This is a genomic window from Corynebacterium epidermidicanis, from assembly GCF_001021025.1.
Classification (GTDB): domain Bacteria; phylum Actinomycetota; class Actinomycetes; order Mycobacteriales; family Mycobacteriaceae; genus Corynebacterium; species Corynebacterium epidermidicanis.
Window position 1 is genome coordinate 2,379,622 of record NZ_CP011541.1, and the last position, 26,770, is coordinate 2,406,391.

24 protein-coding genes are annotated in these 26,770 nt (G+C 59.3%); 16 read left to right on the forward strand and 8 right to left on the reverse strand.

Going from position 1 to position 26,770, the window contains the following annotated elements; genetic code table 11:
• The first annotated feature begins 3 nt into the window (after window positions 1-3).
• Complete coding sequence (locus CEPID_RS10905) at window positions 4-1,215, forward strand: polysaccharide biosynthesis protein (RefSeq protein WP_047240980.1); 1,212 nt, start codon at window positions 4-6, stop codon at window positions 1,213-1,215.
• Between the two features lie 6 nt (window positions 1,216-1,221).
• Here CEPID_RS10905 and CEPID_RS10910 read toward each other — a convergent pair whose 3' ends face one another.
• Window positions 1,222-2,571: an HNH endonuclease signature motif containing protein gene (locus CEPID_RS10910; protein WP_047240981.1), complete on the reverse strand. Its 1,350-nt coding sequence runs from the start codon at window positions 2,569-2,571 to the stop codon at window positions 1,222-1,224.
• 163 nt (window positions 2,572-2,734) lie between these two features.
• Here CEPID_RS10910 and CEPID_RS10915 point away from each other — a divergent pair, with 163 nt between their 5' ends.
• The 4 genes from CEPID_RS10915 to CEPID_RS10930 are packed head-to-tail and all read left to right on the forward strand — an operon-like array spanning window position 2,735 to window position 5,484.
• The gene (locus tag CEPID_RS10915) at window positions 2,735-3,553 is read left to right on the forward strand and encodes a glycosyltransferase (RefSeq protein ID WP_047240982.1); all 819 of its coding nucleotides are present in this window, start codon (window positions 2,735-2,737) and stop codon (window positions 3,551-3,553) included.
• 28 nt (window positions 3,554-3,581) lie between these two features.
• Window positions 3,582-4,292 carry a glycosyltransferase family 2 protein gene (locus CEPID_RS10920; RefSeq protein ID WP_047240983.1) on the forward strand — a complete coding sequence of 237 codons (711 nt, stop codon included), beginning with the start codon at window positions 3,582-3,584 and terminating at the stop codon, window positions 4,290-4,292.
• Window positions 4,289-4,645, forward strand: coding sequence for a DUF2304 domain-containing protein (locus CEPID_RS10925; protein ID WP_047240984.1), 357 nt, complete (start codon window positions 4,289-4,291; stop codon window positions 4,643-4,645). Before CEPID_RS10920 ends, CEPID_RS10925 begins: the two co-directional genes overlap by 4 nt.
• Window positions 4,645-5,484: a DsbA family protein gene (locus tag CEPID_RS10930; RefSeq protein ID WP_047240985.1), complete on the forward strand. Its 840-nt coding sequence runs from the start codon at window positions 4,645-4,647 to the stop codon at window positions 5,482-5,484. Before CEPID_RS10925 ends, CEPID_RS10930 begins: the two co-directional genes overlap by 1 nt.
• On the opposite strand, the gene CEPID_RS10935 is transcribed toward CEPID_RS10930, so the two are convergent.
• The 6 genes from CEPID_RS10935 to dnaK all read right to left on the reverse strand — a co-directional run bounded on the left by CEPID_RS10935 (window position 5,481) and on the right by dnaK (window position 11,307).
• Window positions 5,481-6,413 (reverse strand): NAD-dependent epimerase/dehydratase family protein, encoded by a 933-nt coding sequence (locus CEPID_RS10935; RefSeq protein WP_047240986.1) that lies wholly within the window; start codon window positions 6,411-6,413, stop codon window positions 5,481-5,483. The two genes, CEPID_RS10930 and CEPID_RS10935, sit on opposite strands and share 4 nt — an antisense overlap.
• Before the next feature lie 30 nt (window positions 6,414-6,443).
• Window positions 6,444-6,839 carry a heat shock protein transcriptional repressor HspR gene (locus CEPID_RS10940; RefSeq protein WP_047240987.1) on the reverse strand — a complete coding sequence of 132 codons (396 nt, stop codon included), beginning with the start codon at window positions 6,837-6,839 and terminating at the stop codon, window positions 6,444-6,446.
• 70 nt (window positions 6,840-6,909) lie between these two features.
• On the reverse strand, window positions 6,910-8,094 hold the full coding sequence (dnaJ, locus tag CEPID_RS10945) for a molecular chaperone DnaJ (RefSeq protein WP_047240988.1): 1,185 nt from the start codon (window positions 8,092-8,094) through the stop codon (window positions 6,910-6,912).
• 195 nt (window positions 8,095-8,289) lie between these two features.
• On the reverse strand, window positions 8,290-8,667 hold the full coding sequence (locus CEPID_RS10950; RefSeq protein WP_047240989.1) for a YciI family protein: 378 nt from the start codon (window positions 8,665-8,667) through the stop codon (window positions 8,290-8,292).
• A gap of 172 nt (window positions 8,668-8,839) precedes the next feature.
• Window positions 8,840-9,472, reverse strand: coding sequence for a nucleotide exchange factor GrpE (grpE, locus tag CEPID_RS10955; RefSeq protein WP_047240990.1), 633 nt, complete (start codon window positions 9,470-9,472; stop codon window positions 8,840-8,842).
• Window positions 9,472-11,307, reverse strand: a complete 1,836-nt coding sequence (gene dnaK / locus CEPID_RS10960) for a molecular chaperone DnaK (protein ID WP_047240991.1) — start codon at window positions 11,305-11,307, stop codon at window positions 9,472-9,474. The genes grpE and dnaK overlap by 1 nt, the downstream gene beginning before the upstream one ends.
• Window positions 11,308-11,636: 329 nt before the next feature.
• On the opposite strand from dnaK, the gene CEPID_RS10965 reads away from it, so the two are divergent.
• The 9 genes from CEPID_RS10965 (at window position 11,637) to CEPID_RS13370 (ending at window position 23,458) form a co-directional block, all read left to right on the forward strand.
• A complete protein-coding gene (locus CEPID_RS10965) occupies window positions 11,637-13,016 on the forward strand; it encodes an AI-2E family transporter (RefSeq protein WP_047240992.1) in 1,380 nt (459 codons plus the stop codon).
• A gap of 104 nt (window positions 13,017-13,120) precedes the next feature.
• Window positions 13,121-14,683 (forward strand): TIGR03773 family transporter-associated surface protein, encoded by a 1,563-nt coding sequence (locus tag CEPID_RS10970; protein ID WP_052843547.1) that lies wholly within the window; start codon window positions 13,121-13,123, stop codon window positions 14,681-14,683.
• 13 nt (window positions 14,684-14,696) lie between these two features.
• A complete protein-coding gene (locus CEPID_RS10975; protein WP_047240993.1) occupies window positions 14,697-16,205 on the forward strand; it encodes an anchored repeat ABC transporter, substrate-binding protein in 1,509 nt (502 codons plus the stop codon).
• A 41-nt stretch (window positions 16,206-16,246) separates the two neighbouring features.
• Window positions 16,247-17,203: a choice-of-anchor M domain-containing protein gene (locus tag CEPID_RS10980; protein WP_083984454.1), complete on the forward strand. Its 957-nt coding sequence runs from the start codon at window positions 16,247-16,249 to the stop codon at window positions 17,201-17,203.
• A 2-nt stretch (window positions 17,204-17,205) separates the two neighbouring features.
• Window positions 17,206-17,952, forward strand: a complete 747-nt coding sequence (locus CEPID_RS10985; RefSeq protein ID WP_201775223.1) for an anchored repeat-type ABC transporter ATP-binding subunit — start codon at window positions 17,206-17,208, stop codon at window positions 17,950-17,952.
• Window positions 17,949-18,836, forward strand: a complete 888-nt coding sequence (locus tag CEPID_RS10990; protein WP_047240995.1) for an anchored repeat-type ABC transporter permease subunit — start codon at window positions 17,949-17,951, stop codon at window positions 18,834-18,836. The genes CEPID_RS10985 and CEPID_RS10990 overlap by 4 nt, the downstream gene beginning before the upstream one ends.
• A 2-nt stretch (window positions 18,837-18,838) precedes the next feature.
• Complete coding sequence (locus CEPID_RS10995) at window positions 18,839-20,290, forward strand: choice-of-anchor M domain-containing protein (RefSeq protein WP_047240996.1); 1,452 nt, start codon at window positions 18,839-18,841, stop codon at window positions 20,288-20,290.
• Between the two features lie 95 nt (window positions 20,291-20,385).
• On the forward strand, window positions 20,386-23,076 hold the full coding sequence (locus CEPID_RS11000; protein WP_047240997.1) for a (Fe-S)-binding protein: 2,691 nt from the start codon (window positions 20,386-20,388) through the stop codon (window positions 23,074-23,076).
• Window positions 23,077-23,317: 241 nt separating this feature from the next.
• Window positions 23,318-23,458 carry a hypothetical protein gene (locus CEPID_RS13370; RefSeq protein ID WP_158408049.1) on the forward strand — a complete coding sequence of 47 codons (141 nt, stop codon included), beginning with the start codon at window positions 23,318-23,320 and terminating at the stop codon, window positions 23,456-23,458.
• A gap of 25 nt (window positions 23,459-23,483) precedes the next feature.
• Here CEPID_RS13370 and CEPID_RS11005 read toward each other — a convergent pair whose 3' ends face one another.
• The gene (locus CEPID_RS11005; RefSeq protein ID WP_047240998.1) at window positions 23,484-24,092 is read right to left on the reverse strand and encodes a GNAT family N-acetyltransferase; all 609 of its coding nucleotides are present in this window, start codon (window positions 24,090-24,092) and stop codon (window positions 23,484-23,486) included.
• 104 nt (window positions 24,093-24,196) lie between these two features.
• On the opposite strand from CEPID_RS11005, the gene CEPID_RS11010 reads away from it, so the two are divergent.
• Both CEPID_RS11010 and CEPID_RS11015 read left to right on the forward strand, forming a co-directional pair.
• Window positions 24,197-25,459 (forward strand): pyridoxal phosphate-dependent aminotransferase, encoded by a 1,263-nt coding sequence (locus CEPID_RS11010; protein ID WP_047240999.1) that lies wholly within the window; start codon window positions 24,197-24,199, stop codon window positions 25,457-25,459.
• Window positions 25,460-25,543: 84 nt separating this feature from the next.
• Window positions 25,544-26,764, forward strand: coding sequence for a YibE/F family protein (locus CEPID_RS11015; RefSeq protein WP_047241000.1), 1,221 nt, complete (start codon window positions 25,544-25,546; stop codon window positions 26,762-26,764).
• Window positions 26,765-26,770 lie beyond the last annotated feature (6 nt).

Here is a 26,770-nt window from a genome sequence, read left to right on the forward strand (position 1 = left end):
CCAGTGCGCTTTCTCAGCCTGGCGACAGTTTTTGCTGCACTCTCTGGCTTTGCCATCATCATTCTCGCGCCACGAATCCTCAGCGAGGCGCTCACTGTCCAATTCATGGCGCTGTGGGGCTTATTCTTCGCCTGCACCGGAATTATCGACGGCCTCACGCAGGAAACCACCAGAGCGATCTCCGCTGCCGAAGAATCAGGACGCGTCGGCAATGCCCGACCAATACGCTTTGCGGTTGCCGTAGGTCTGGTGATGGCGCTCGCTATCATCGCGAGTTCACCGCTGTGGATGCCCCACTTGGTGGACACGCATCATGCGACCGCGACCGTGCTCCTCGCCTGTGGCTTGGGTCTCTACGCGTGCCAAGCGTTGTTATCCGGCGTACTTTCCGGCCTGAAGCTGTGGAGTGAGTACGCGGGGTTGTTGGCGCTCGACTCCGGAATCCGCATCCTCCTTTTGATACCTGCGTGGCTTCTGGGCTGGGGCCTGCCCGCGTTCATCCTGATCACGGTTATCGGCGCCCTGAGTTGGTGCTTTATCCTCGCCGCTTCACCACGTGCCAGGCAAGCCCTCAACAAACCCACCGACGTGTCCGCGCGAACCTTTAGATCAAACGCGCTACAAGCCATGCTGGCTACCGGAGCAACTGCCGTTTTGATCACCGGTTTCCCCACGATCATGAAAGCCCTGCTTTCCGACGCCCCCACCAATGGCGTAACTATGGGCGGGCTGGTCATGGCGGTGACGCTCACCCGCGCACCGATTTTGGTACCACTTCAGCGTTTTCAGTCTGCGCTGATCGTGTTTTTTGTGGAACACCGTGGGCAGATTTTGAGCGCACTTGCGAAACCGATCTGCGGTGTTTTCGCAGTCGGTGGGGTGGGAGCTGTCGCCGCCTGGCTGTTGGGCCCTACTATCATGCGGTTGGTGTTTCCCCCCGAATTTGTGGTCCCGGGCCCACACCTAGCTGTTTTGACTTTCGCTTCAGCCTGCGCGGGCGCACTCATGATTACGAGCACAGCCGCGGTCGCAGCTGAGTTGCATCGTCTCTATATCCTGGGCTGGGTAGTTGCCAGCATCGTTGCTATCGGGGTGGTGTTACTGCCACTCGGGTTGGTCCCCGCAGTATGCATCGCGTTGTTTCTCGGTCCAACGGCAGGCATTCTGGTGCAAGTACTCGGCCTCCTTTCTGCGCGTACCGGAGAGGACGCATAGGTCACATCATCTAGCCGTTTGGTACTGGTGGCCGGGAATGAACCACGTCGCCGGGTGCGCGTTACGACAATACGTCCGCTGTGGATCCAACTGCTCCGGCGGGCAAATGACTTGGAACCCACCGGGTAGGACGTGGGTCCACCACTTGTTTTTGTTGCGGTGATAATCATCGACATTGCGGTGCGTCCGGTGCCCTAACAACATGAGGTTGTTCGGTTCGGTTCGGCCACCGCGGACCCAAGCACGGATATGGTGAATTTCGCACCAGGCCGCGGGCAAGTCCGACCCCGGAGTTTGATCGACCCCTTGCGATGCGACCAGCCCTAGGTAGTGATAGACATCTGCACCTCGCTTGAACTTGCCGAGCTCCAAAAGGTTCCCAGTCTCGGAATCTAGCACTGCGCAAAAGGCGTCCCGGTCCGCGCCAAGCCGCAGGAGGTCACGCATTGGCAAAAGCGTCCCCACATCGGTGGCGACCACCCCAGTGCCCTCAATAAGCTGTTCCCTCGTCATCGTGGCTACCACAGTTGAGCACCCCCGCGTTGGAGGCATGGGCCCCTTTCGGTGCAATGCGTACTTCAGTGCTGCCACCAATGCATCGTGTTGGCGCTGGGTCGAGGTCCTTTTGTCATCCTCTTTTTCACCTGGGCTTAATAGGTCGCCAGGGCCGGCGTAGTCAGCGAATAGTCTGCTAAGTAGGGCGTGTAATTCTGGCGTCGCGGTGACGCATAGCCGTGCCATGAGATTAGAGTCTTGCTTACTTAAGGCTGCCCCGCGTCGCTTTCTTCGCATGGCATCGGCGGCTTTGTCATCGAGTGCAAGACCCTGCAATATCTTGTGTGCCGCCTTGCGCAGATCTTCGATGCACAGGGACGTAGCTAAGTCCCCAAGCGTAGTTTCGACGTATTCAAAGACCTCTCCAGCAAGCACTTTAGGGAGGGTATCCAAGGTGGATCCGATGACTTCAGCCGCGCCAATTTCTGCTTCTCCGGCAGCGCAGTGCCTGGCTAAGGTCGGCAATTGGGGCAACCTCGGCTGAGGTGAAGAGAGACTGACTCTTTCAGAAAATAGCCGTTGCGCTGCGCATATATAGTTATTCAACTGTCTTCGGGTGATGCGCAGGTCATGCAAGATGGCATTGCGCTGGTTACGCGACTCAGCGCGCAGCAGCCCGGCCTCGATAAGTTGATGAATCATGCAAACAGAGGCGTATTCCGCCTTGCGGATCGTAACCCGCTGCTCGCTGAGCAAGTGTCTAAGGCGAACTGGTTCGGCTCGATCGATGGCATCGGTGAATTCGTTGAGAAGTTCGTCTATGTGAGTGAGTAGGTTGTGGATGTGCTCGTGTCTGTGCATGTCTTCACCTAATCAGAACCCCTGGACAACAATCCCCCATAAGTTCGAAAGCACTCGTGCAGCCAGCAATTCAACTGCGGATTTAACCGAATACATTAGAACACCTGTTCCCCACCCGGCCCTTATTGAGCCACGCTGGCCCGAACCGGCTAATATCAAAACCATGCCGACGCTAGCCGCCCTCGTCACCGTGTATCACCGCATTGACCCCACCGAATTACACCAGTGCCTCGATTCATTAGCCCGTCAAACCCGGCGCGCTGATGAGATTGTGATCGTGGAAGATGGCCCCGTCGGCACCGCGCTTCGGAAGGTCATCGATGAGTTTGTGCAGCTCAACCCCGAAGCGCGCACCGTGGTACTGTCCCGAAACCAGGGTGCGGGGCCCGCCTCGCAAGCTGGCCTCAACACCATCCACACCGATTTCGTCGCGCGCCTCGATGCTGACGACATCGCTGACCCGACGCGCTTCGCCAAGCAACTGGATTTCTTCGCAAATCACCCCCACCTGGACGTTTTAGGCACTGCGTTGGCGGAATTTGCCGGCAGCACCGACAACATCGTGGGCGTTCGGACGCTTCCGGAGCAACACACACAGATCGCGAAGTACGCGCTCATCAACTCCCCCATCAACAACCCAAGCGTGATGATCCGTACTGCAGCCATCAAAGAAGCCGGAGGCTATCGCGCCGTCCATCTCATGGAGGACTACGACCTCTACGCACGTCTGCTGGCCTGCGGAAAGAAATTCCATAACTTACCAGAGCCACTGACATTCTTCCGCATCTCTGACGCCGTCTTCCAACGCCGCACCGGCAAAGGCATGTTGGAGGCCGAGCGTCAGATCCAGCGCAACCTAACAAGTTACGGTCTGATCTCCAAGAAGCGCGCGATGGCCAATTTCCTCATCCGTACCGCCTACCGACTTCTGCCCAGCACAGCTCTAAAAGCTGCTTACGGCACGTTGTTCCACCGTAGATAATCCCGAGTGCGTTAGGCTACCTAACATCATGGAAAACTCATCTCCTGCCAGCTACCACGACACGTGGCTAGTGATCCCGTGCTACAACGAAGGCGCGGTGATCCACGATGTTATCGAAAACGCTCGACAGACCTTCCCTAACATCGTCGCCGTCAACGATGGCTCTGCCGATGATTCCGCCACCCAAATTCACGCCTCGGGCGCCCACTTGGTGAACCACCCGGTAAACCTCGGCCAAGGGGCCGCGATCCAAACGGGCGTCGAATATGCCCGCTCCCAGCCGGGGGCACAGTACTTTGTCACCTTCGACGCAGACGGCCAGCACCAGGTCAAGGACGTGGTGAACATGCTGGCGCGTTTGCGTCAGGAGCCGGTAGACATCATCGTCGGCACCCGTTTCGGCAGGCCGCGAAAAGAAGACGACCAGGTGCCTTTGATTAAGCGCATCGTGCTGAAGACCGTCGTTATGCTCTCGCCACGCACCCGACGCCTGGGACTTACCGACGCGCATAACGGCCTGCGTGTTTTCAACAAGAAGGTCGCTGACGAGCTGAACCTGCGCATGAATGGCATGAGCCACGCCTCGGAATTTGTCTCCCTGATGGACGAGATGAAGTGGCGCGTCAGCGAAGAACCAGTCGACATTTTGTACACCGAATACTCCATGAGCAAGGGCCAATCGCTCATCAACGGTGTCAACATTCTCGCTGACGGCCTACTCGCAAGGAAACTGCCATGATCGGACAAACCCTCATCCAACTCTTGCTCCTGGTAGCGACAGCCTTCCTCGTGGTGTACTTCCTCGGGAACCGTCGTAAAGCGCGCGCTAAGGCAGGCGTGAAGCTCGGTTTCGTCGTCTTCGTTATCGCCTGCATCTGGGCAGTGCTGCGCCCCGACGACCTCACCATCGTCGCCAACTGGGTCGGCGTCTCGCGTGGCACCGACCTGCTGCTTTACGCCCTGGTCGTGGCCTTCATGTTTACCACGCTCTCGTCTTACGTGCGTTTCCGTGAGCAAGAACTGCGCTACGCCCGCCTGGCCCGTGCGATCGCGCTGAAGAACGCCGTCAAGCCCGAAGACGAACTGCGCTAATGGCTGCTTCTCGACGCACTATCGCGCTGCTGGCGATCAATGGCCTTTTGCTCACCGCCATCGGCGGACTCGGTGGCTATGTCCTAGGCGAACGAGCAGCTACTGCCGAATTCATCGCGGCAAATCCGGACTCGCCGACTGCTATCGAAGCTGGTGTCGCCAAGGCTAAAGCTGGTGGCAACGGCACCCGAGGACCAGGACCCGTCGCAAAGGCCGACGGCACATACGATGCACTGATTTTTGGTTCCTCCGGGGCGATCCAGTCTCAGGAGGACCTGCCGAAAGTGCACCGGCGTAACGAGGCCGACCCATTTGCGATCGGCCCCACCGATGCTCCAGTAGTCATCGCCGAGTTTTCCGACTTCGAATGCCCCTTCTGCGCACGCTACACCACGCAAACCGAAGATGCATTGATCAAAGACTACGTGGACCGTGGACTCCTCCGCATCGAGTGGAATGACATGCCAATCAACGGTCCCAAGGCCCTAGCCGGCGCCAAAGCTGGCCGGGCAGCCGCCGAACAGGGCAAGTTCTACGAGTTCAAACATGCCCTCTACCAGGAAGCAGCCACCAAGAACGGGCATCCGGAATTCGGCATCGCGGACTACGAACGATTCGCTGCCGCCGCCGGGGTCCCCGACCTGGCGAAGTTCACAGCCGACGCGACGAGCACCAAATACGACGCCGTGCTCCAGCAAGCGCAACAATACGGTGGCTCGCTTGGTGTCAATGGCACGCCGGGGTTCCTCATCGGCACCAAGTTCGTCTCCGGTGCTCAGCCAACCGATGTGTTCAAGAAAACCATCGATCAGCAGTTGGCACAGTCAGCCCGAGGTTAGTCGCGGAAGTAATCCACGGTGCGACGCACACCCTCCTCGATAGCGACTTCCGGCTCCCAGCCCAGGACTTCCTTCGCTCGAGCGTAGGAAAGCGCAGAGCGCGGAACGTCGCCCAGGCGGGCCGGGGCGTCTTCCGGCTGGTCAGGTGCCCCGGCAGCGGCAGCGACGAGGCTGTGGAGTTCACGGTCCGTCGTCTCCACGGACGTTCCGATATTGAACCGCATTCCGCCACCCTTAGAGCCACTGGCGAGGTAGAACGCGCGGACAACATCGCCAACATAGACGTAGTCACGGGTATTGCCACCACCGCCGAAAACACGCGTCGGCTGTCCGGCGAGCAATCGCTGGGAAAAGATAGCTACTACCCCAGCCTCACCGTGCGGGTCCTGCCGTGGCCCATACACATTCGCGGGTGCGATGTGAGAGCAATCCAGCTGGTAGAGATGGCGGAAGGTGTTGAGGTAGATTTCGCCCGAGACCTTAGATGCCGCGTAGGGCGAGTGTGGGTCCACCGGCACGGTTTCATCGACTGGGTAGTTTTCCGGCACGCCGTAAATGGAACCTCCTGAGGAGGTGAATACGATTTTGCGCACGTGGTTCTGCCGAGCGGCGTCGGCAATGCGGATGGTGGAGAGAATGTTCGTCTCGGCGTCGTGGAGCGGGTCCGCTACTGAGTTGCGGACGTCGATTTGCGCTGCGAGGTGGAAAATAACCTCGGGGCGGTGCTCGGCCAGGAAAGCATTGAAGTCGAGCTCGAGGATATCGGCTTCTACAAAGTGCATCCGGCCAGTTTGCTCAGCTTGTTGCAGATTCTCGCGTCGACCTCGACTGAGGTTATCGACCACGACCACGTCGTGTCCTTCAGCGAGCAGGAGATCTACGAGATGGGAGCCGATGAAACCGGCGCCGCCTGTAACTAGTGTGCGCATGGCACTAGATTACCGCGGTGGACGCTGATTTCACCCCCGCTTGCGGTTCCGGCGTGGCTCCCACATGACCACCGCAGTGGAGCGAGGCACGTGTACCAACTCCCCTTGAGGTCGCTGGGTGCGCCGTTGCGCGGACTCTAGTTCCTTTTTGAGCTGGTCGTTTTCGGCGCGTAGTTGCTCATTTTCCCGCGTGAGCTCGATTATCGACTTGATGCCTGCTAGGTTCACGCCTTCCTCTTGGGAAAGTCGTTGGATTTCCCGGAGCAGATCGACGTCCCGACGCGAATAACGCCGTCCGCCACCCCGCGTGCGTTGCGGGATAACGAGCCCCATGCGGTCATAGGTTCTTAATGTTTGCGCGTGCATTCCCGCAAGCTGAGCCGCCACCGAGATCACGAAGACTTCTTTGCTTTCGTCAGCTGCCATGTCACGCACCTCCTTGAACATCTCTTAGTTATTGATGGTTGCTGAGTTGGGGCCAAGTTGAGAGGCGAAGCTAGCTCAGCCCTGCCCAGCCTGCTCGTGGGTTGTAGCCGGCATCTTTGGCTGCCTGTGCATAGGTGCGCAGTGCGGATGCCTCTGCAGCGCTGATGTCCTTAGGCACGTGCACTTCAACCTTGACCAATAGGTCGCCCTTCACTCCGGAGCTTCGGGTGATGCCACGGCCTCGGACCCGGAGGATTCTCCCGCTCGGTGTCCCGGCTGGCACTTTCACCCGGACTGGGGCTTCGAGGGTAGGAACGGTGATGGTGTCGCCGAGGGCAAGTTCTGTAAATGACACCGGGACTGTCACTTCGAGGTCATCGCCCTTGCGGGTGAACACCGCGTCCTTCTTGACTGACACCGTGACAAATAGGTCACCGGCCGGCTTCCCATTTGGTCCAGCCTCACCTTGCCCGGCGAGTCGTACCTTTTGCCCATCTTCTACCCCGGCAGGAATGCGCACTGTAATGGAGCGAGTTCGCCGAACCGTGCCGGTTCCCGAACAGGTAGCACAAGGGTCGGTGATGACCTGCCCTGTCCCGCCACAGGTGGTGCAGGGAGCGGAGAAACCGAAGGCACCCTTGTTTTCCGATTTGAAACCGGTGCCGTTGCAGTCACCGCAGGTCGATGGGTTACCCGACCGAGATCCCGAACCGTGACAGTCAGTACATGGCGCGTCTCCGCTGAGCTGGATTGGCAGGGTGGTGCCCTTGGCGGCCTCTCGGAACTCTAACGTGATGTGCGTTTCGACGTCCGCCCCGCGAGTCGGCGTCGCTGCGTGGCGGCCAGCGCCACCGCGGTTGAAAAGGCCACCGAAGATATCCCCAAGGCCACCGTCGCCAGCAAATCGGCCTTCTCCGAAAAGGTCCGACGCGTCGAAGTTTTGCGACGTCCGAAACCCTCCCGAAAATCCGGGACCTCCGTTCCCGCCGAAGCCACCCAATCCTCCGAATCCGCCGGAGGCGAGGAGGGCCTTGAGCTCGTCGTATTCTTTGCGCTTCTTGTCGTCACCAAGCACGCTGTAGGCCTCGGCTGCCTTCTTAAAGCGCTCCTCAGCTGCCGAGTCACCTGGGTTTTTGTCTGGGTGGTTGTCTCGGGCTAACTTGCGATAGGCCTTTTTGATTTCGTCCGCACCTGCGGAGGAAGATACTCCGAGGTCACGGTAGTAATCCTTCTCGGCCCACTCATTGTGCGCCATAGTCTTCTCTCCTTGATTAATGAATTTCTACATTTAGTTTTGTTTTAGGGCCGACATCCCCGCCGTTGGGGGTCGGCAATTTGTAGTGGTACTGCACGGACGAATGCTAACTTGAGTCTACCGGACTGAACTTTGGGAAGCTACTACCTATAACGCGTACGTTCGGCGTTTATTCCTCCCACTGATCGCTGCAAACTATCCCTGCAGTCGACGCAACTCAACACCCTGGCCACACGCTTCGCTTGCCGCACGCGCCAGGTCCTCCGCTGCCTCATGATCAGGGGCCTCGATGACCCAAAAACCGCCCACGAATGGTCCCGAACCCACCGGCCCATCAGCTACGGAATACGCCGTGACAACCGCGCCGTCATGTTCGCTTACGACTTTTTCTACGCGACGAGCATCTTCCGGAGGAGTCAATCCACAAGCGAACACAAAAGCATCCTTTTCCATGAGTTTCTTGTTGAACATCTCCACTCTGGTGATCGCTTCAGCCTGCTGGGCTGGGCTTTCGTACGCGCCGGCTGCGTGGACGCCGGGATCATGGAAAACGGAAATTATATATTGCGCCATGGGTTTTCCTTAAGTTAGGTGCGGTGGGTTGAGATGGTCGAGAAGGGAGCATGGAAAGCAGCTACCGCACTCCAGTTTAGAGAAAGAGGAGGTCTCCAATACTTTTTGGAGACCTCCTCTTTGCGCAGGCAAACCGGCCAACCATTAGAAGGTGTGCCGTGTCAGTGCGCCACTATTCGGCGGACTGCGCCTCAGGGTTTGCAGGGTCGGCAATAATCACCATGGCGTTGCGCACGAGGCGATCTCCCACCGAGTAACCCTTACGCAGCACGGTTCCGATCACTTTCTCATCACCTTCAGAAAGGTCTTGCACTGCCTCGTGACGCTCTGGGTCGAAGGCATCTCCTTCCTCGCCGTATGCTTCAAGTCCTAGGCCGGTGATGGTGTTTCGGAACTTGTCCGCAAAGGCTTTGAGGGGGCCTTCAGCGAGGTCGCCGTGCTGTTCAGCCAATTCGAGGTCGTCGAGGATGGCGATGAACTTCTCCAACACGTTGGCCTTGGTGGTGGCGATAGTGGTGGTCCGATCACGCTCAGTTCGACGCCGGTAGTTGGCATATTCCGCAGTGACTCGCAGGAGGTCCTCGGTGCGCTCGGCTAGTTCAGCCTCAGCATCGGTGACAGTGTCGTCGCTGTCGAGGTCGACATCGGCGAGTGCCTCGTTGACCTCTGCTTCGAGATCAGCTTCTGCTTGGGCCTCCTCCGCGGCAGCCGCTTCAGCTTCGGCAGCCTCCGGGGTGGTGCCTTCGGTGTCGGTTGCGTCCGGGTCGCCAGGGTTTTCTGGCATGTCGCGGTTCGGCTCAGTCATTACTTCTTCTCTTCTTCCTCGTCGATAACCTCTGCGTCAACGACAGTGTCGTCGGCAGTCGCGTTGGCGGCGCCTTCTGCACCTGCTTCGGCAGCTTGAGCTTCGTAGATAGCCTTGCCCATCTCCTGGGATTCGGTGTTCAGCTTCTCGACGGCGCTCTTAATAGCCTCGATGTCGTCGCCCTTGAGGGCTTCATCGACGCCCTTTGCTGCTTCCTCCACCTTGTTCTTCAACTCATCGGAGACCTTGTCAGAGTTCTCTTCCATGAACTTGCGGGTCTGGTAAGCCATAGACTCAGCGGAGTTGCGAACTTCCTGCTCTTCGCGACGCTTCTTGTCTTCTTCGGCGTGAGCTTCGGCGTCCTTGATCATGCGGTCGATTTCTTCCTGGGACAGGCCGGAACCATCCTGGATCTTGATGGTGTTTTCCTTACCGGTGCCCTTATCCTTCGCGGTGACGTGCACGATGCCGTTGGCGTCAATGTCGAAGGTCACCTCAATCTGAGGAACGCCTCGAGGTGCAGGTGCGATACCGCCGAGTTCGAAGGAACCGAGCAGCTTGTTGGCGGAAGCCATTTCACGTTCGCCCTGGAAAACCTGGATTTGCACGGAAGGTTGGTTGTCTTCCGCGGTGGTAAAGGTCTCGGAACGCTTGGTTGGGATCGTGGTGTTGCGCTCGATGAGCTTGGTCATCACGCCACCCTTGGTTTCAATGCCCAGGGAGAGCGGGGTGACGTCGAGAAGCAGCACGTCCTTGACCTCGCCGCGGAGCACGCCGGCCTGCAGTGCAGCTCCCACTGCGACGACCTCGTCTGGGTTCACGCCCTTGTTTGGCTCACGGCCACCGGTGAGCTCCTTGACCAGGTCGGTCACGGCTGGCATACGGGTGGAGCCACCAACGAGAACCACGTGATCGATCTCAGAAATGGAGAGCTCAGCGTCCTTGATGACCTGGTTGAATGGCGCCTTGGTGCGGTCGAGCAGGTCCTGAGTGATCTTCTGGAACTCGGTGCGGGACAAAGTCTCGTCCAGGAAGAGCGGGTTCTTGTCCGCATCAACCGTGATGTAAGGCAGGTTGATGTTTGCAGACTGGGAGGAAGACAGCTCAATCTTTGCCTTTTCGGCAGCCTCGCGCAGACGCTGCAGGGCCATCTTGTCCTTGGTCAGGTCGATGCCATTGGCAGCCTTAAACTTCTCTACCAACCAGTCAACGATGCGCTGATCCCAGTCATCGCCACCCAGCTCGTTGTCGCCGGAGGTTGCGCGAACTTCGACGACGCCGTCGCCAATTTCCAGCAGGGAGACGTCGAAGGTTCCGCCACCGAGGTCGAAAACCAAGATGGTCTGTTCCTTGTCACCCTTCTCCAAGCCGTAGGCGAGCGCAGCTGCGGTTGGCTCGTTGACGATACGCAGGACGTTGAGGCCTGCGATCTGGCCGGCTTCCTTGGTTGCCTGGCGCTGGGAGTCCTCAAAGTAAGCAGGGACGGTGATGACTGCGTCGGTGACTTCCTCACCGAGGTAAGCCTCAGCGTCGCGCTTGAGCTTCATCAGCGTGCGAGCCGAAATCTCCTGCGGGGTGTACTTCTTGCCGTCGATATCTACGGTCCAGTCAGTGCCGATGTGGCGCTTGACGGAGCGGATAGTGCGGTCAACGTTGGTGACAGCCTGGTTCTTGGCGGACTGACCAACCAGAACTTCACCGTTCTTTGCGAATGCAACAACGGATGGAGTGGTGCGAGAGCCTTCAGAGTTAGCGATAACTACTGGCTCGCCGCCTTCCAATACGGATACGACCGAGTTGGTGGTTCCGAGGTCGATACCTACTGCACGTCCCATAATGTGTTCCTCCTGTGTTTATGTAACAAACTCAATTGCGTTCAACTAAACGAGCTTGCCACCGGTAATGTGGCTCATCCTATCGGCGTTGACTGAAGCTCGCTCAACTTTGTTTGCAACTATATCACGGTCTGCAACTTACCTTGAGCCAGGATCACTCAACCTGACACCCTACACAACGGCACATGACCCAAACTTGTTCCCAGTCGACTCAACTTTTCATCGTGTTCTAGGTCACACCAGCTACTGTGTTGAAAAGTTTCCCAACGATAACAATGTTCCCGGCACCTCTACTTACCCCAGTCAAGTCTGGCAAGATGGTTGTTCTAATGAATACCAACAACACCCCCAACCAGACCGGTGACCAGCAGCGCTACTCTTCACTCACCGACATCATCGAAAACGACACCACGGCGTCGCCCGCACCCCCACGCGCAACATCACAATCAACTAGTCACGACAGCGAAGGCTCGCCCGACCGAGCGATCATCTTAGGCCAAGACGGCCGCTGGTTAGCTGGGTGGGCATTGCGTTTTATCGTGCTCACCATTGCCGCCTTCATCGCCTGGAAAGGCTTGGGGAAACTCTGGACCGGCCTGCTCCCCCTACTTCTCGCCCTCTTACTGAGCACCGTCCTATGGCCACCCGTAAAGTGGCTGCGCGACCATAAGTTTCCTAAGACCCTCGCTGTCCTCACTGTCTTACTTGGCAGCATCGCAGCCATAACCGGAATTTTCGCCGCGATGGCCCCAAGCATCGCTGGCCAATCCAAAGAACTTTTCCAAAAAGCTTCAGAGGGCATCACCAAGCTGGAAACTTGGGTGCAGGGTCCGCCACTAAACATCAAGGTCGACCAGATTTCCAGCACTCTCGATAAATTCGTCGCGAAGCTACAGGAACAGGCCGGCCAGATCACCAGTGGTGTTCTTGAAGGTGTGTCTACTGCGTCGTCAGTAGCGGTCACCCTCGCGATCATGCTGGTCCTCACCTTCTTCTTCCTGAAAGACGGCGAAAACTTTCTACCCTGGGTTCGTCGCAGCACCGGCCCCAAAGCGGGCTGGCACCTCACTGAAGTGCTGACCCGAACTTGGAACACCCTCGCCGGCTACATCCGCGCGCAGGCGATTGTCTCGCTTATCGACGCCGTGATCATCGGCCTCGGCCTGGTCATCCTCGGCGTACCACTGGCTTTCGTGCTCGCGATCCTAACTTTCTTCGCTGGATTCATCCCCATTGTCGGTGCGGTGACCGCGGGCGCACTTGCCGTCTTGGTGGCGCTCGTCTCTAACGGCCTCACCACGGCAATCATCGTCCTGGTCTTGGTCGTGGCGGTACAGCAGCTGGAAGGAAACGTCCTTTCTCCGATGCTGCAGTCCAAGGCGATGGACCTCCATCCGGCCATCGTGCTGCTTTCGGTGACCGTCGGATCGAGTTTGTTCGGCATCGTCGGCGCCTTCCTCGCAGTGCCCATCGCTGCTTCCATCGCGGTGTGGCTGCGCTACCACAGCGATCTCGTCTCGCTGCGATCCGGCGAGCTCACCGCTGATGAGATCAAGATTGAAACTGCTTCAGCTGCGGGAAGTACCGCAACTGCATCCGATGCATTTGAGGCGCTGCGCGCCAGCTTCCTCTCGCTGGGGCGTCGCAAAACCTCCCATGATGCAGCACCTGCCGACACCCTGGCAGTGAAGGCCGAAAAAGAAAACTAACCCACCCCGCCCGACAGTCCAGGTTTGTTGACAGCTTTTACCAGTAACGGTAATTTACTGAAGTTGGATATTACTTGCAACAAAACTGAACTGAAAGGCCCTCGATGCTACTTCATCGGGCACGCACTCACGGTGCGCTCCTCACTATCTTGTTGATTCTCTGCGCGTGGGCCTGGATTCCTCCCGTCGCTCACGCGCAACAACTAACGCTCAACGACGGCCATGTCGACGCATTCCACGTCACCGTCGAAGGTGGAGAACTCTCCCTTAACCTGCAAGAAGACGTCACCGGTAGCCACGTCCAGCACGCCGCAGAAGATGTCGTTCTAGGCGTTTCCGACCAGGCTTACACCGATGCAACCACGCAGGTTCCCGAAATTGGGGCACCTACCTACTTCCTCCCACAAACCCAGCAGCAGGGGATTCTCTGGCCCGGCTGGGATACCCAAGAAGTACGCAATGGTGGTTACTCCACCGTCCAGCTGCACTTTCTCTCTGTCAGTGGCCCCGGCTCGGTCTATGTTTTCGAACAATCGGGGCTGGGCGGCACCAGCGCTGTCACCGATGATGGTGAGCTGACCCTCGCCACTGGCAGCGTTATCACCCAAGAAATGCCTGCACATCGCCACGCTAACTGGGCGTTTTCCGCTCCCGGGACCTACCGCATGCAGGTACAAGCCACCGCGGACGGTGCAGCTTCCAACACCGCCACCTACACCTGGGTGGTCGGCGAAGGCACAGTGGCGGAAGACGCGGACGCAAGCGCACCCGATGTAACCCCCGCTGCCCCTGGCGCGGGACCAGCAGGCACCACCGACGAGACATCCGACCCAGTGAGCGGAAGCACCGGCAGCAGCTCAGGCACCACTCGTTACGCGGCGAACGCACAGTCAGGTGCCCCGGCAACTCAGTCCAAAGAGTGCACCAAGCTGATTCCTCGGATCAAGGACGACCGCCAGTCGCCCGCTAGTTGGATCGACCCCGCGTCGATAAGCTTTGCGCTCACCGATGCCGCCCGCACCTCGCTGCCGCAGGCGCTCGGGCCGATCCCGGCAGGCGACGCTTACATGATCGGCGCCACCCAGGTTTCCGGTGTGCCCTGGCTCGGCGTGAACACCATGCACCCTTCCCTACTCAAGCACACCACAGGCGATGTGACCTGGGAAATTACCGGATTCGACGGCCCTGGCTCGCTCTACGTCTTTACCCAAGGCAGCTTGGGGCAGGTCATTGGCGAAGAATGGTTTAGGGGCCAGGGTGGAGTAGCGGAAGGAACGACCGTGGTCAAGCGGAACTCCCATGTGCACCCCAACTGGGTGTTCTCCGGACCGGGTACCTACCATGTCCAGCTCACGCAAAGCTCGCAGCTTAGCGACGGCACCCCGGTCTCCGGCACCGCCACCCTCACTTTCGAGGTAGGAACTGGCGCCGGGGACGCCAATGACGGACACTTTGACTTCGGCTCCGAGATCGCTCAGGGCGCCTGCGGTGAGGTAGCCAACCCTGGTGGCGCAGGAACACGAACCGTCGCAGCAAAATCGCAAGGCGGTAAGCTGCCCAACACCGGAAGTAGCGTGCTGACCCTCCCCATCGCAATCCTGGGCCTCGGGGTGTTGTCCTTAGGCGCTGGATTGATCTTCACCGCCCGAAAAGCACGGTGGATCTAGCTGCCCATCCGCAATGACCATTTCACTTCGTCAGCTGGGTAGCGCAGTTCTGCTCAGCGCCTTCGCTAGTTGGTCACTCGGTGGCTGCAGCACCTCAGCGGTGCCACAGCGCGATGATTCAACCCTGGATGTCGTTACCACCACCCCGATCATCTATGACCTCGCCAAGAACGTGGCTGGGGATCGTGCTCGCGTCACGTCGCTGCTCCCGCTGGGCGCTGACCCGCACTCTTACGAGCCGACGCTGCGCGATGTCCGAAACGTCGCAAACGCTGACCTCGCCTTTACCAACGGCCTACTCCTCGAGCAGCAGTCACTGCTCCGTACCGTGGAGAGCTCGGTCCGTCCCGGCACCGAAATTGTCCCGTTGGCGGAGGAAGCGAACAGGTACGGCGGAAATGTGATTCCCCTCGTGGAAGATGTCACCTTGGACTCCATCTGGTTAGGTTTGCGGGTGCTTGGCGACGGCACCAATCTCGGCGCAACGCGCGCCTCGGAGGTTCGCCTTTCCGTCACTGGTGTTCGCGGACCAGGAACAATGACTGGATTCGTCACCTCCACCTTCGGCACCCCGGAATTGTTCTTCAATTCCGCCGACGGCTTCGGAGATGACTCGACCACGCTCCCCGTCGATGCCCACACCCACATGAGCTGGTCTTTTTCAGAAGCAGGCCAGTATGAACTAGATGTACAGGCCACTTTGGACGGCACGCACCCTATCGCGGAGGAAACCATTGTTTTCGCTGTTGGCACCCCGGTGGAAGACAGTACCCTCAAGGTGTTGGACCACGGCCACGAGGACATCACAGTCGATCTCAATCGGGCGTCGATTAGCGTGCACGGAGACGCTGGCGATTCCGACCCGCACCGCACGGTCATTTCGGTTCCCAACCACGCGGTACAGCAAATACCGCCGACGCCGGAGTTCCGCTTTTTGGGCCGGCCTGGCACGGAAGTTTTCCTATTACCCCAGGCGGTGCTGGGCAAACACGTCCACGGCGAGCTCGACCCGCACCTCTGGCACAACGTGGCCAACGCGATCGCTTACGTGAAGATTATCCGCGACGAGCTCAGCACCATCGACCCCGCCGGAGCTAGCGAATACCGCGCGAACGCTGATCGCTATCTCGCTCAGCTCGCGGACCTCGATAGTTACGTCGCACAACAAATAGCTAGCATCCCAAAGCAGAAGCGCCAACTTGTCACCACCCACGACGGCTACCGGTATCTAGGCGCCGCCTACCAGCTGAACATCGCGGGATTTGTCACCCCGAACCCGGCCGTGGAGGCATCTACGCGGGACCTCATTGCCCTGACCCACACCCTGGAGAACCTTCAGGTACCGGCAGTATTCCTGGAACCTCAACTCGCCCGGCGCGCCACCACACTGAGTGAAACAGCTGGGCGGTTAAACATCGCAGTGTGTCGGATTTACGGCGATGCCTTCGACCCGGAGGTGCAGACATATCTCGACCTCATGCGGTTTAATGCGGACTCCCTACGCAGGTGCCTTGGCACCTAACTTTCACCTCTTATCCATGCAACAAACGTTTAAGGAAACTCATGCTTAATCGTCGCTTCACGGGCGCGTGCCTGGTCACGGCCATGCTGACCACCTCATTGTTCACCACCGGCCCTGCCGTCGCTCAAGCGCCTTTGACGGACCCCAAGTTGGCTCAAGTGGTAACCGCCGGGGAGTCCATCGCTTCGCTGGGCACTCCCGCGGTGCTCGATCATGGGCACGCCGACTTGGGCCCTGTGAAAACGGATAACAATCTTGATTTCTTGGTCCGCGACGACTCCGCCGAGACCCCTACTTGGCGACACCTGGAAGATGTAGTTTTCCAGGTCCATGACCGCGCCCAACTAGCGTTGCCCGAAGGTAAAGAGTTTAATTTCACTGGTGCTCGCCCCGGTGACCCAGTGTGGGTAGTCCCGCAGACCGAAGCACAAGGCGTCGTGTGGCTGGGGTGGAACACCCAGCACCCATCTATCACCACGGCAGCGGATCGAGGCGTGACGTTGGAGTTCCTGGGTGCACAGGGGCCAGGCAAATTTTCGCTGTTCTTGCAGGCTGGTGGCTTCGCGCAGCCACAGGTGCTGTGGAATTCGGAGAACCCGAACGTGCAGCAAATGTGGGCAGAGCTCAACACGCACACCCATGCCAACTGGGTTTTCACTCAGCCCGGTGTGTATCAAGTGGCAGTTCGTGCCCGCGTCAAACAGCTCGATGGTTCGGCCTCCGAGTCCACGAAAATCCTGAAGTTCGCAGTTGGTGACGGCACTTCCACCGCAGAGGCCGCCACCGCCCAGTGGGCCGGTACGCCGCCCGAGCAGCGCACCACCGCAGACCAGACTTCCCAAGAAAAGCCTGCTCAGCAATCTAATCGGGTCCTTGTGCCGATCGCAGTGGGCTTAGGTGTCCTAGCCGTCGTACTCATTGGGGCGAGCGTCTGGTTGCGTCGCAGTGCGCAATCGCGCAGGCAGCAGGCGACAAGACGCGTGAGTGGGGCGAAATGACCGTGGCAACCACGTTGGAGATCTCTGACCTGCACGTAAGCCTGGCTGGGCGCCCGGTTTTGGATCAGCTTTCGCTGCGCGTTGAACCGGGCGAATTCCTGGGCCTCATCGGCCCCAATGGCGCTGGTAAAACCACCTTGTTCCGTTCGATTCTTGGCTTGATCCGGCCAGTGGCGGGGCAGATCACTGTGGCCGGGACGCGCGTCGATAAGGCGCGGGGTGCGCTGGGTTATGTGCCGCAGCGCCATGATTTCGCGTGGGACTTCCCCATCAGCGTGCACGACACGGTGTTGACCGGCCGGACCCGCAGCATAGGTTGGCTGCGGCGCCCGAAGCTCGCGGACTTCGAGGCCGTGGCCACCGCTTTGGACCTCGTGCGGCTCACGGAACTTGCGGATCGGCCCATCGGCGAGTTGTCCGGCGGGCAACGGCAGCGGGTGCTGGTGGCGCGTGCCCTGACCACAGACCCAAGCTTGTTGCTTCTCGACGAACCGTTCACCGGACTCGACATCCCGAGCACCGAACTGTTGCTCGACCTGTTTGCGCAGTTGGCTGCGCAAGGTGTCTCGATCATAATGTCTACGCACAATTTGGCGGAGGCGATGGAAGTGTGCAACCGGGTGGTATTACTCAATGGGCGGATCGTGGCGGACGGGCCACCTGAGCAGCTCCGTGACCCGGCACTTTGGCAGAAAGTCTTCGGAGTGTCCGCAACTTCACCATTGTTAAAAGTTGTGGGTGCAGCATGATTACCTTGCATCAATTCTTCCTTGATCTCACCAACCCTGCCCTGGCTTTCCTTCCGAAGGCGCTGTTAATCTCGGTGCTGAGCTCATTTGTCTGCGCGGTGGTTGGCACCCACGTGGTGCTGCGTGGGATGGCGTTTATCGGTGACGCCGTTGCGCACGCAGTGTTCCCTGGTATTGCGATCGCCTTTGCTCTTGGCGGATCGGTACTCCTCGGTGGTGCGGTGGCAGGGACGGCGATTGCACTGCTCATCGCTGTGTTTTCGCAGCGACGCCGAGTGAAAGAAGACACCCTCATTGGCATCTTCTATGCGGCGGCGTTCGCGCTTGGTTTGGTGATTATCTCCCGAATTGACGGCTACACCGCCTCACTGACCAGCTTCCTGTTCGGTTCGATCACGGGTGTGCCGGACTCCGACCTCCTCTTAGTGTTCGGCGTCGGCTCCCTCGTAGTAGCAATTCTGCTGCTACTTGGCAAAGAGTTGGTTACGGTGGCCCTCGATCGCGAATCCGCCCGCGCGCAAGGGCTGCCTGTGTTCCTTCTCGACATCGTGATGTACGTAGCGGTTACCGCGGCGGTGGTCATTTCGGTCCGCACCATCGGCAACATCTTAGTGCTTGCCCTACTCATCACTCCACCGGCCACGGCACGACTGTTCACCGACCGTCTCGACCGGATGATGCTGCTCTCCGCCCTTTTCGGCTGCCTGGGCAGCGTCGGCGGCGTGTACTTTTCCTGGGCCTGGAATTTCCCCACGGGCGCCACCATCGTCCTCACCACCACGGCCATGTTCCTGTTTTCGTGGCTGATTAGCCCAAAAGTTGGAGTGCTGCGCATGCCGTCACGACGCCCCCATGCCTCCACATCTGCATTGGAAGGAAACTGACTATGTCTCGTGTTCGTCGTCTAGCCGCGTGGGCTACCGCTGCGTCGCTTGCCTGCTGCGCCAGCCCAGTCATATCGACCCCGATGGTGCCCGCATTCGCAGCGTCGTCCACCACCCAATCGAGTGCCAACAACGCGAATATCGCAGGGCAAGTCAAACAAATCCTCAGCGCAACAAACCCAAGCACAATCATCCGTTCTGGACACCAGGACATGGCGCTGATCGGCAACAGTGATTCACCGCAGGTGCTCATGCGTAACGACGACGATCAGCAGGAGTACTCCTCTGGCAGTTTCGCCTACGCGGTCGCAGACTCCGCTTTGATCCCGGACCCCCTCGATATTCCGGAACTGCACAGCTCTACCGATGGCCAGGTGTGGCTATTGCCCCAAACCCAAGATGAAAACCTCCCTTGGCAGGGCTTTTCCACTGAGAGTTTTGACTACGGTTCGCTAGGTGCCGAGGGCGTCCGGGTCCGCATCAGCGAGTTCGCAGGTCCAGGCCAGATGCTGAGCGCACACCAAAACCTCGGGTCGCTTACGGTCAACCTCGATTCTTCCGACCCGAGCAGCAGCCTGCACTACCCCGCAACTGCGCACGATCACATGAACTTCTTCTTCACCGCGCCTGGGGCCTACCGCGTCACCTATCGGTTTAGCGCCACCGGGATCTCCGGGGCCTCCCTCGAGCAGGACTTGGTGGCTTACTACCTCGTGGGCGATGAAGCCATTGTCGCGGCGGCTGATGTCATGGCTGCTGGTGGTGCCACACATTCAGACCCGGGTGCCGAAAGGATTGGCTTGCTGCTCGGTGGCGGAATGCTGGCCTGGAAAGTAGCGCAATTACTCGGCAACCATTCTGAGCCCAAGCCTGAAAACCCCAAGGTCGAAAGCCCAGCTGGGAAAATGAAGGCGACGGCTGAAACGCCGTCCGCTTCCGGTTCCCCTTCGCGTGTCCAAGTCCAACAGGATTCCAAGCCAGTGGCTGGGAGTGATCCGGCCGAAGCCACGCAGCCTGCAGGCGGTGCCCCAGGAGCGCCAACAGCAGGTCCACGGTCGAGTGGTGCGCAGCAAGCCGCGGGAGCAAAGCCAGCGCAAGGCACCACTGCCGGGAAGACGCAGGCCGAGGGGCAGAAGAAGGCGGTCAAGGGGGCGTCGACAAGCACCCCAAAGCCTGCGCCCAAGGGCTCGATCCCGGATGCGACGACGCAGCCCTTGGCAGCTGTGGCACCTCAGCCGGAACCCGCTCGGGCTAGCTCGGATGTCGCACCGGCTTCGCTCACCGAACAGCTCACTGCGGGTGGTTGGCTGGCAGGTTTTGTGTTGGGGATCGGTGTGATGGCCCTGCTGGGTGGCCTGGGGTTGTTTATCGCCACGGCGGTCACGCTGCGTCGATTCCCGCGCCCAGCCGACGAATCCGTCTCAGATGATCCGGCAGCAGACGAGGTGAGTTAGCCCGGCGATGCCTAATGCGAGTGGTTAAGGCCCTATGGTGGTTATGTACTTTAAGGCTGGAACTTAAAAACTAGTGATCTAGAGGATTCATCTTCATGACCCCCTTTTCCACCGCGCTTGGCATTTTCGGTGTTGTCGCCTCGCTCCCCGCCTGGTTGTTCTTCCTGCGGGGCGTGTGGCGTCTCTACCGTTTTATTCGCTCGGGTCGGCCTGCTCCTGGGAGAGTGGACCAGCCGGGGCGTCGCCTGCTCACGCTAGTTAAGGAAGTAGTCTTCCACTCTGAAATGGCACGGAAACCGGTGGTTGCGGTAGCGCACTGGTTCGTCATGGTTGGATTCTTGATTGGATCCATCTTCTGGTTCGAGGCTTACATCCAAATCTTTCGGCCGGATGGCGGCTGGCCGATAGTCTCCAAGTGGCCGATCTACCACCTTGCCGACGAAGTTCTTGGCTGGGGCACGGTTCTGGGTATTTGTACGCTCATCGGGATCAGGATTAAAGAAGGCAAAGACAACCGTCTGGATCGCTTCTACGGTGCAAATGCCCGGGCCGCGCATTTCGTTGAAGGCGTGGTGTTGCTGGAGGGCGTCGGCATGCTGCTGGTCAAGGCAGCCAAAATCGCCACTTACGGGGGTGGATCGGCCTGGGCCGATTTCGGGACGCGCTTCATCGCGCAACTATTGCCAGCTTCGCCGCTGCTCGTCAGCGTGTTCGCACTGGTCAAGCTCCTCACAGGTATGGTGTGGCTCTTCGTCGTCGGGCGACAGTTGCAGTGGGGTGTAGCGTGGCACCGATTCCTGGCGTTCTTCAATATTTTCTTCCAGCGCAACGCTGACGGGAGCAACGCCCTCGGGGAGCTGCCACCGATGCGCTCCGGCGAAAAGACCCTCACTCTGGACAACACCGACCCGGAGGAAGACACCCTGGGCGTGGGAACGCTCGCGGATGCGTCGTGGAAAATGCTTCTCGACGTCACCTCCTGCACCGAATGCGGCCGCTGCCAGGAACAATGTCCGGCGTGGCATACCGAGAAGCCGCTGTCGCCGAAGCTGCTCATCACCTCACTTCGCGATGCCGCCTTGCCCGAATTTGATCGCTCGCACGAAGGCGTGGACGTGCTCAAGCTCGTCGGGGCTGGCGCCCCAGTGGAACCTGACGTGCTGTGGAGCTGCACCAACTGTGGCGCCTGCGTGGAGCAGTGCCCGGTAGACATCGAACACATCGACCACGTAGCCAACCTGCGACGCTTCCAAGTGCTCGCCGAATCCGAATTCCCATCCGAACTCACCGGCATGTTCAAGAACTTGGAAACCAAAGGCAACCCCTGGGGACGCAACTCACGCGAACGCTTCACCTGGATCGAAGAGGCACGCCGCGACGGTATCAACGTGCCAGTTTTCGGCGAAGACGTGGACAGCTTCGATGACATCGAATACCTCCTCTGGGTCGGCTGCGCCGGATCCTTCGACGACAATGGCCGCAAGACTTCCCGCGCCATCGCCGAGCTGCTCAACGTCGCGGGCGTCAAGTTCGCCACCCTCGCGCAGGGCGAGACCTGCACCGGTGACCCCGCACGACGGGCCGGGAATGAGTTCCTATTCCAGATGCTGGCAGCCGAAAACGTTGAGACGCTCAACAACACGTTTGAAGGCGTACCCGCTGGTCAGCGCCGCATTATCACCTCGTGCGCGCACTGCTTCAACACACTCAGCCGTGAGTACCCTGATTTCGGCGGGCATTTCGACGTCCTCCATCACACCCAGCTTTTGAACCGCTTGGTCCGCGACGGACTCATCACCCCAGTCCCGCGTGGCCCAGAAAACCGCAAGCCGATCACCTACCACGACCCTTGCTTCCTCGGCAGACATAACAAGATCTTCGATCCACCGCGTGACCTGCTGCAAGCAACTGGCGCCCAAGTCAACGAGATGCCCCGCAACCGCAACGAAGGCTTCTGCTGTGGTGCCGGCGGTGCACGCATGTTCATGGAAGAAAAGCTGGGCACCCGCATCAACGAAAACCGCACCGCCGAAGCACTCGCAACGGGCGCCGAAGAAATCGCCACCGGCTGCCCCTTCTGCAACACGATGCTGGGTGGCGGCGTGAAGTCCCTCAGCAGCAACGCCAAGGTTAATGACGTAGCAGTCATGCTCCGCAACTCCGTGCTTGTCGACGGCCAACTGCCACCCTTCCGCGAACCAGCCTTCCTCCAAGATCCGGTGCGCAAGACGAAAGATGAAACAGACTCGACCGACAAGCAAAACCAAGGCTCTGAAGCTGCGGCAGCGCCAGTTTCCGATGGTGTTAGCGGACCTGGCGTAGCCTTGCCTACAAGCGGTGCAGTAAATCGACCTGCCCCCAGCGCTGCGGTTCCCGGCGCTGCAGTTCCGGGCGCTGCAGTTCCAGGCGCGGCTGCCCCTGGGGTTGCAACGCCTGGCGCTGCAATTCCGGCTGTGCCAGTTGCTTCCCCGCCGGTCGCGACCCCTCCTGCAGCAGCGCCACCCGTTGCCAAACCACCCATAGCTGCACCACCCGCGACTAAGCCACCTGTCGCGACACCACCGGTTGCAGCGCCACCGGTTGCAACACCGCCAGCAGCTAAGCCACCTGTCGCGGCACCACCAAGCAAAGCGCCATCCGCCTCGCCGGTTCCGAAGGTGCCGTCACCTCCGGCAGCTGCGCCTCCGGTCGCTCAGCCACCAGTTGCAGCGCCACCGGCAGCTAAACCTCCAACAGCAGCGCCACCCGTTGCGAAGCCCCCGACTGCGCGCCCTCCACAGTCGTAGCTACCTGAGCAGGATTACTCAAAGCTAAGCAAAACCTCCATCGCCTACAGCGGTGGAGGTTTTTTGTATATTCGGTTAACCAGCGGTCCATTGGGTTTAAGCCACTCTGGCAACAATCCAACGTTGGACGTAGCGCAAAGGAACATAGCCACCGAGTGACAGTTTCAACAATTGAAAGTAATGTCGGTTAAAACGCACAAGGAAGCAACCGATAGCCAACGGCGTCTTAAGGTGAGATTCCGTGAATTTCAACATTGTTGAACTAGTGAGCATTGTGGGATCTGCAGCATTGCTCCTGGCAGGACCGGCGCTCGTTATCCTCGTGATCTGGAATGTGATCAAGGGGTATCGGTCAAGAGACGACGCACAAAGGCGACAATAACAAACGCACGGTGATCAACTGCTGTCTAGGTGGCACCTAAACCTTCCACTCCCAAAAAGTTCAAGAGTAGTGGCGAGATCCCGGAGATCTCCACGTCGGGGCGTGGTGAGGCCAGGTAGTCGTCGATAAGCAAGCTTCGATCCTTATACCCCAGCTTTTCACTGACCCGCGCCGAGGCGAGATTGTCGGGGTGCCAATCGGTGGTGGCTGTGGTCATCGTAAGTTCCGTGAAAGCTAGCGTGACCACTGCGTGCCGCATCAACGTTGCGTAGCCCTTACCCTGATGTTGGGCGAGAACAAAGCTTCCGGTGTCACCGGTTGTCGGTCCGGTTTTGCGCAGGTCGATCTTGCCAACGATCTCCGCTCCCCGGCGCACCACGAACGGCAAAGTCCATTTCTCCGGGGTATGCGAGGCCCGCATCGACCAGTGGAACGCCGCCGTACTTCGGTAGCGCTGCGGGGCGGGGACTGTTGCCCAGTCGAATACCCAGGAACACGTTGGATCTACGAAGATCTCGGCAGCGCTGATCGCCGCAATTTCAAGAAGGTCATCGTCGTTGATGACGTTGAGCTCAAGCCCCGCGCAGCGCATCCGCAGCGCGAACGGTGGGTAAAGATCTTGCTGGGTAATCATTGCAATAGTTTAGCGTTCGTGAGACGGGCCGTACACCTGGCAATTTCCTGAAATAACCACCGGTTCTTCCCGCGCCACGCCCCAGCAGTGGCAAGATGGGAAAGATGAACACTGCCGATTCCCCGCAACAGCCCGTCGTCAAGCGTGCCCCGCGCGTCTTTGACCAATCCGACAAACTCAAAGGCGTCCTTTATGAAATCCGTGGGCCGGTGTCCGCCGAGGCTGAGCGCCTGGAAAACGACGGTCACCGCATTCTCAGGCTCAACACCGGCAACCCCGCGATCTTCGGCTTCGACGCCCCCGATGTTATTGTGCAAGATATGGTGGCCGCCTTGCCGACCTCGCAGGGCTACTCCACGTCCAAGGGCATCATCCCGGCACGCCGCGCGATCGTCACCCGGTACGAGCTAGTGGACGGCTTCCCAGAATTCGACATCGAGGATGTCTACCTCGGCAACGGCGTTTCGGAACTCATCTCTATGGTCACCCAGGCACTGCTTAACGACGGCGATGAGGTCCTCATCCCCATGCCGGATTACCCACTCTGGACTGCGGCCACCTCACTCGCCGGCGGAAAACCAGTGCATTATCTCTGCGATGAGGCCGACGATTGGAACCCATCGATCGAGGATATCCGGGCGAAAGTAACGGACAAGACCAAGGCGATCGTCGTCATCAACCCAAACAACCCAACCGGGGCGGTCTATTCCAAGGAGACACTTGAGAAGATCGTGCAGGTGGCGCGGGAGTATGAACTGCTGATCCTGGCCGATGAGATCTATGACCGCATCCTCTACGACGATGCCGAGCATATCTCGATCGCTTCGCTGTGCCCTGACCTACTGTGCATCACATTCAATGGCCTCTCCAAGGCATACCGCGTGGCTGGCTACCGCGCAGGGTGGATGGTCATCACCGGGCCGAAGCATCATGCGGAGGGATTCATCGAAGGAATCGAGCTGCTGTCCGGCACGCGCCTGTGCGCAAACGTCCCAGCTCAGCACGCCATCCAGGTGGCACTCGGCGGGCGCCAATCGATCTACGGGCTCACTGGCGAAGGCGGACGCCTGCTCAAACAGCGCAACGCCGCTTACGACGCGCTCAACGAGATCCCAGGCGTCAGCTGTGTGAAGCCGATGGGTGCCCTTTATGCATTCCCGAAGATCGACTTGGACATGTACCCGATCCACGACGATGCGAAATTCATGTTTGACCTGCTCCGTGCGGAAAAGATCCTCCTGGTGCACGGCACCGGTTTCAACTGGGATAAACCAGACCACTTCCGCGTGGTCACACTTCCGCACGCCACTGAACTCACCGAGGCGATCGGACGCTTGGGGCGGTTCCTGCAGCACTACAAGCAGTAACTGAAAATAGTGGCAAGTTGGTACCTTGCCGCTCCGAGGACTAACCTCACATTCAACTAACAATTTGAATGTGAGGTTTTGGTTATGGCTCGGCACGCACTTCCCGCCCAGCGGCGACCCAGCCGCTCTGCCTCGTTCACGATCCCACAATGGGCGCTGCTTGTTTTCCTCATTCTTGCTGCACTAGCAACGCTAGCAGGGCTTATTGGCCAGTGGCCAGGCAAACAGGCGCCGCGCATCAGCCCCGATTTCGCTGCCACCTCCGGGGTAGCCACCCCACTCGTTTCAGGGGAGGTAACTGAGCGGGAGGAAGGGTTGTGCGATTCGCCGTCGATAGGCACAGCTTTTGATGGGGCACCGAAAACGACGGTGAACTTTGAAAACCGGACTTGCCCTCGCGCCATCGTGCGCCTCGAATCAGGGCCCAACGCCGACAAGAACACCCTCATCATGCTGGGGACACAGCCAGGCGACCCGACGCTTAAGACCGGCGAAAAGATCTGGCTCACAGAAACCGCAGCGAATGGCACCTATACCTACTCATTTGCTGATGTCCACCGCACCTCCACCCTAACTTGGTGGCTCATCGCCGTAACCGTTTTGATTGTCGCAGTCGGGATGCACCGGGGCGTTCTTTCTCTGGTCGGGCTCGGCACGACCATGGCGATGGTCGGTTTCTTCCTCCTCCCCGCGCTCCTGCGCGGTGGCTCCCCCATCGGCCTGGCCGTGACTGGTGGCGCAGCTGTTTTATTTCTCGTCCTTTTCCTCGTCCACGGCATCAGTTGGAAAACTGCCTCCGCGTTAGGAGGCACACTCATTGCCCTGGGCTTGGCCGCAGTCCTGGCCCGCTTCGCGATCCACGGGGCCTCACTGCGCGGCCTCGGGCACGAAGACAACCTCCACATCCAGCTCTACCTTCCCGACGTCTCCGTCACCGGCCTCATGCTCTGCGGGTTCATCATCGGCGCCCTCGGTGTGCTTAACGACGTCACCGTGGCCCAAGCATCCACAGTGCAAGAACTCGTACATGCGGATGCTTCCGCACCCGCATGGTCCATCTTCACCTCCGCGATGCGCGTAGGCCGCGACCATATTGCATCGATGGTCTACACCTTGGTGCTTTCCTACACAGGTGCTGCGTTGCCCTCATTGTTGCTGCTCAGCGTATCCGGGCGCCCGCTAGGCCAGATGCTAACGGGAGACATCATGGCCACAGAATTCCTCCGTTCCGCGGTAGGCGCGATGGCTCTGGTACTTGCCGTACCGATCACGACAGCCGTGGCTGCGGTAACGGTGCGTAAGTAGCTCGGA

Bases quoted from the DNA above. Each gene is read 5' to 3' on its own strand.
- CEPID_RS10910 (WP_047240981.1), bottom strand. From the start codon at position 2,571: ATGCACAGACACGAGCACATCCACAACCTACTCACTCACATAGACGAA.
- CEPID_RS10915 (WP_047240982.1), top strand. From the start codon at position 2,735: ATGCCGACGCTAGCCGCCCTCGTCACCGTGTATCACCGCATTGACCCC.
- CEPID_RS10920 (WP_047240983.1), top strand. From the start codon at position 3,582: ATGGAAAACTCATCTCCTGCCAGCTACCACGACACGTGGCTAGTGATC.
- CEPID_RS10925 (WP_047240984.1), top strand. From the start codon at position 4,289: ATGATCGGACAAACCCTCATCCAACTCTTGCTCCTGGTAGCGACAGCC.
- CEPID_RS10930 (WP_047240985.1), top strand. From the start codon at position 4,645: ATGGCTGCTTCTCGACGCACTATCGCGCTGCTGGCGATCAATGGCCTT.
- CEPID_RS10935 (WP_047240986.1), bottom strand. From the start codon at position 6,413: ATGCGCACACTAGTTACAGGCGGCGCCGGTTTCATCGGCTCCCATCTC.
- CEPID_RS10940 (WP_047240987.1), bottom strand. From the start codon at position 6,839: ATGGCAGCTGACGAAAGCAAAGAAGTCTTCGTGATCTCGGTGGCGGCT.
- dnaJ (WP_047240988.1), bottom strand. From the start codon at position 8,094: ATGGCGCACAATGAGTGGGCCGAGAAGGATTACTACCGTGACCTCGGA.
- CEPID_RS10950 (WP_047240989.1), bottom strand. From the start codon at position 8,667: ATGGCGCAATATATAATTTCCGTTTTCCATGATCCCGGCGTCCACGCA.
- grpE (WP_047240990.1), bottom strand. From the start codon at position 9,472: ATGACTGAGCCGAACCGCGACATGCCAGAAAACCCTGGCGACCCGGAC.
- dnaK (WP_047240991.1), bottom strand. From the start codon at position 11,307: ATGGGACGTGCAGTAGGTATCGACCTCGGAACCACCAACTCGGTCGTA.
- CEPID_RS10965 (WP_047240992.1), top strand. From the start codon at position 11,637: ATGAATACCAACAACACCCCCAACCAGACCGGTGACCAGCAGCGCTAC.
- CEPID_RS10970 (WP_052843547.1), top strand. From the start codon at position 13,121: ATGCTACTTCATCGGGCACGCACTCACGGTGCGCTCCTCACTATCTTG.
- CEPID_RS10975 (WP_047240993.1), top strand. From the start codon at position 14,697: ATGACCATTTCACTTCGTCAGCTGGGTAGCGCAGTTCTGCTCAGCGCC.
- CEPID_RS10980 (WP_083984454.1), top strand. From the start codon at position 16,247: ATGCTTAATCGTCGCTTCACGGGCGCGTGCCTGGTCACGGCCATGCTG.
- CEPID_RS10990 (WP_047240995.1), top strand. From the start codon at position 17,949: ATGATTACCTTGCATCAATTCTTCCTTGATCTCACCAACCCTGCCCTG.
- CEPID_RS10995 (WP_047240996.1), top strand. From the start codon at position 18,839: ATGTCTCGTGTTCGTCGTCTAGCCGCGTGGGCTACCGCTGCGTCGCTT.
- CEPID_RS11000 (WP_047240997.1), top strand. From the start codon at position 20,386: ATGACCCCCTTTTCCACCGCGCTTGGCATTTTCGGTGTTGTCGCCTCG.
- CEPID_RS11005 (WP_047240998.1), bottom strand. From the start codon at position 24,092: ATGATTACCCAGCAAGATCTTTACCCACCGTTCGCGCTGCGGATGCGC.
- CEPID_RS11010 (WP_047240999.1), top strand. From the start codon at position 24,197: ATGAACACTGCCGATTCCCCGCAACAGCCCGTCGTCAAGCGTGCCCCG.
- CEPID_RS11015 (WP_047241000.1), top strand. From the start codon at position 25,544: ATGGCTCGGCACGCACTTCCCGCCCAGCGGCGACCCAGCCGCTCTGCC.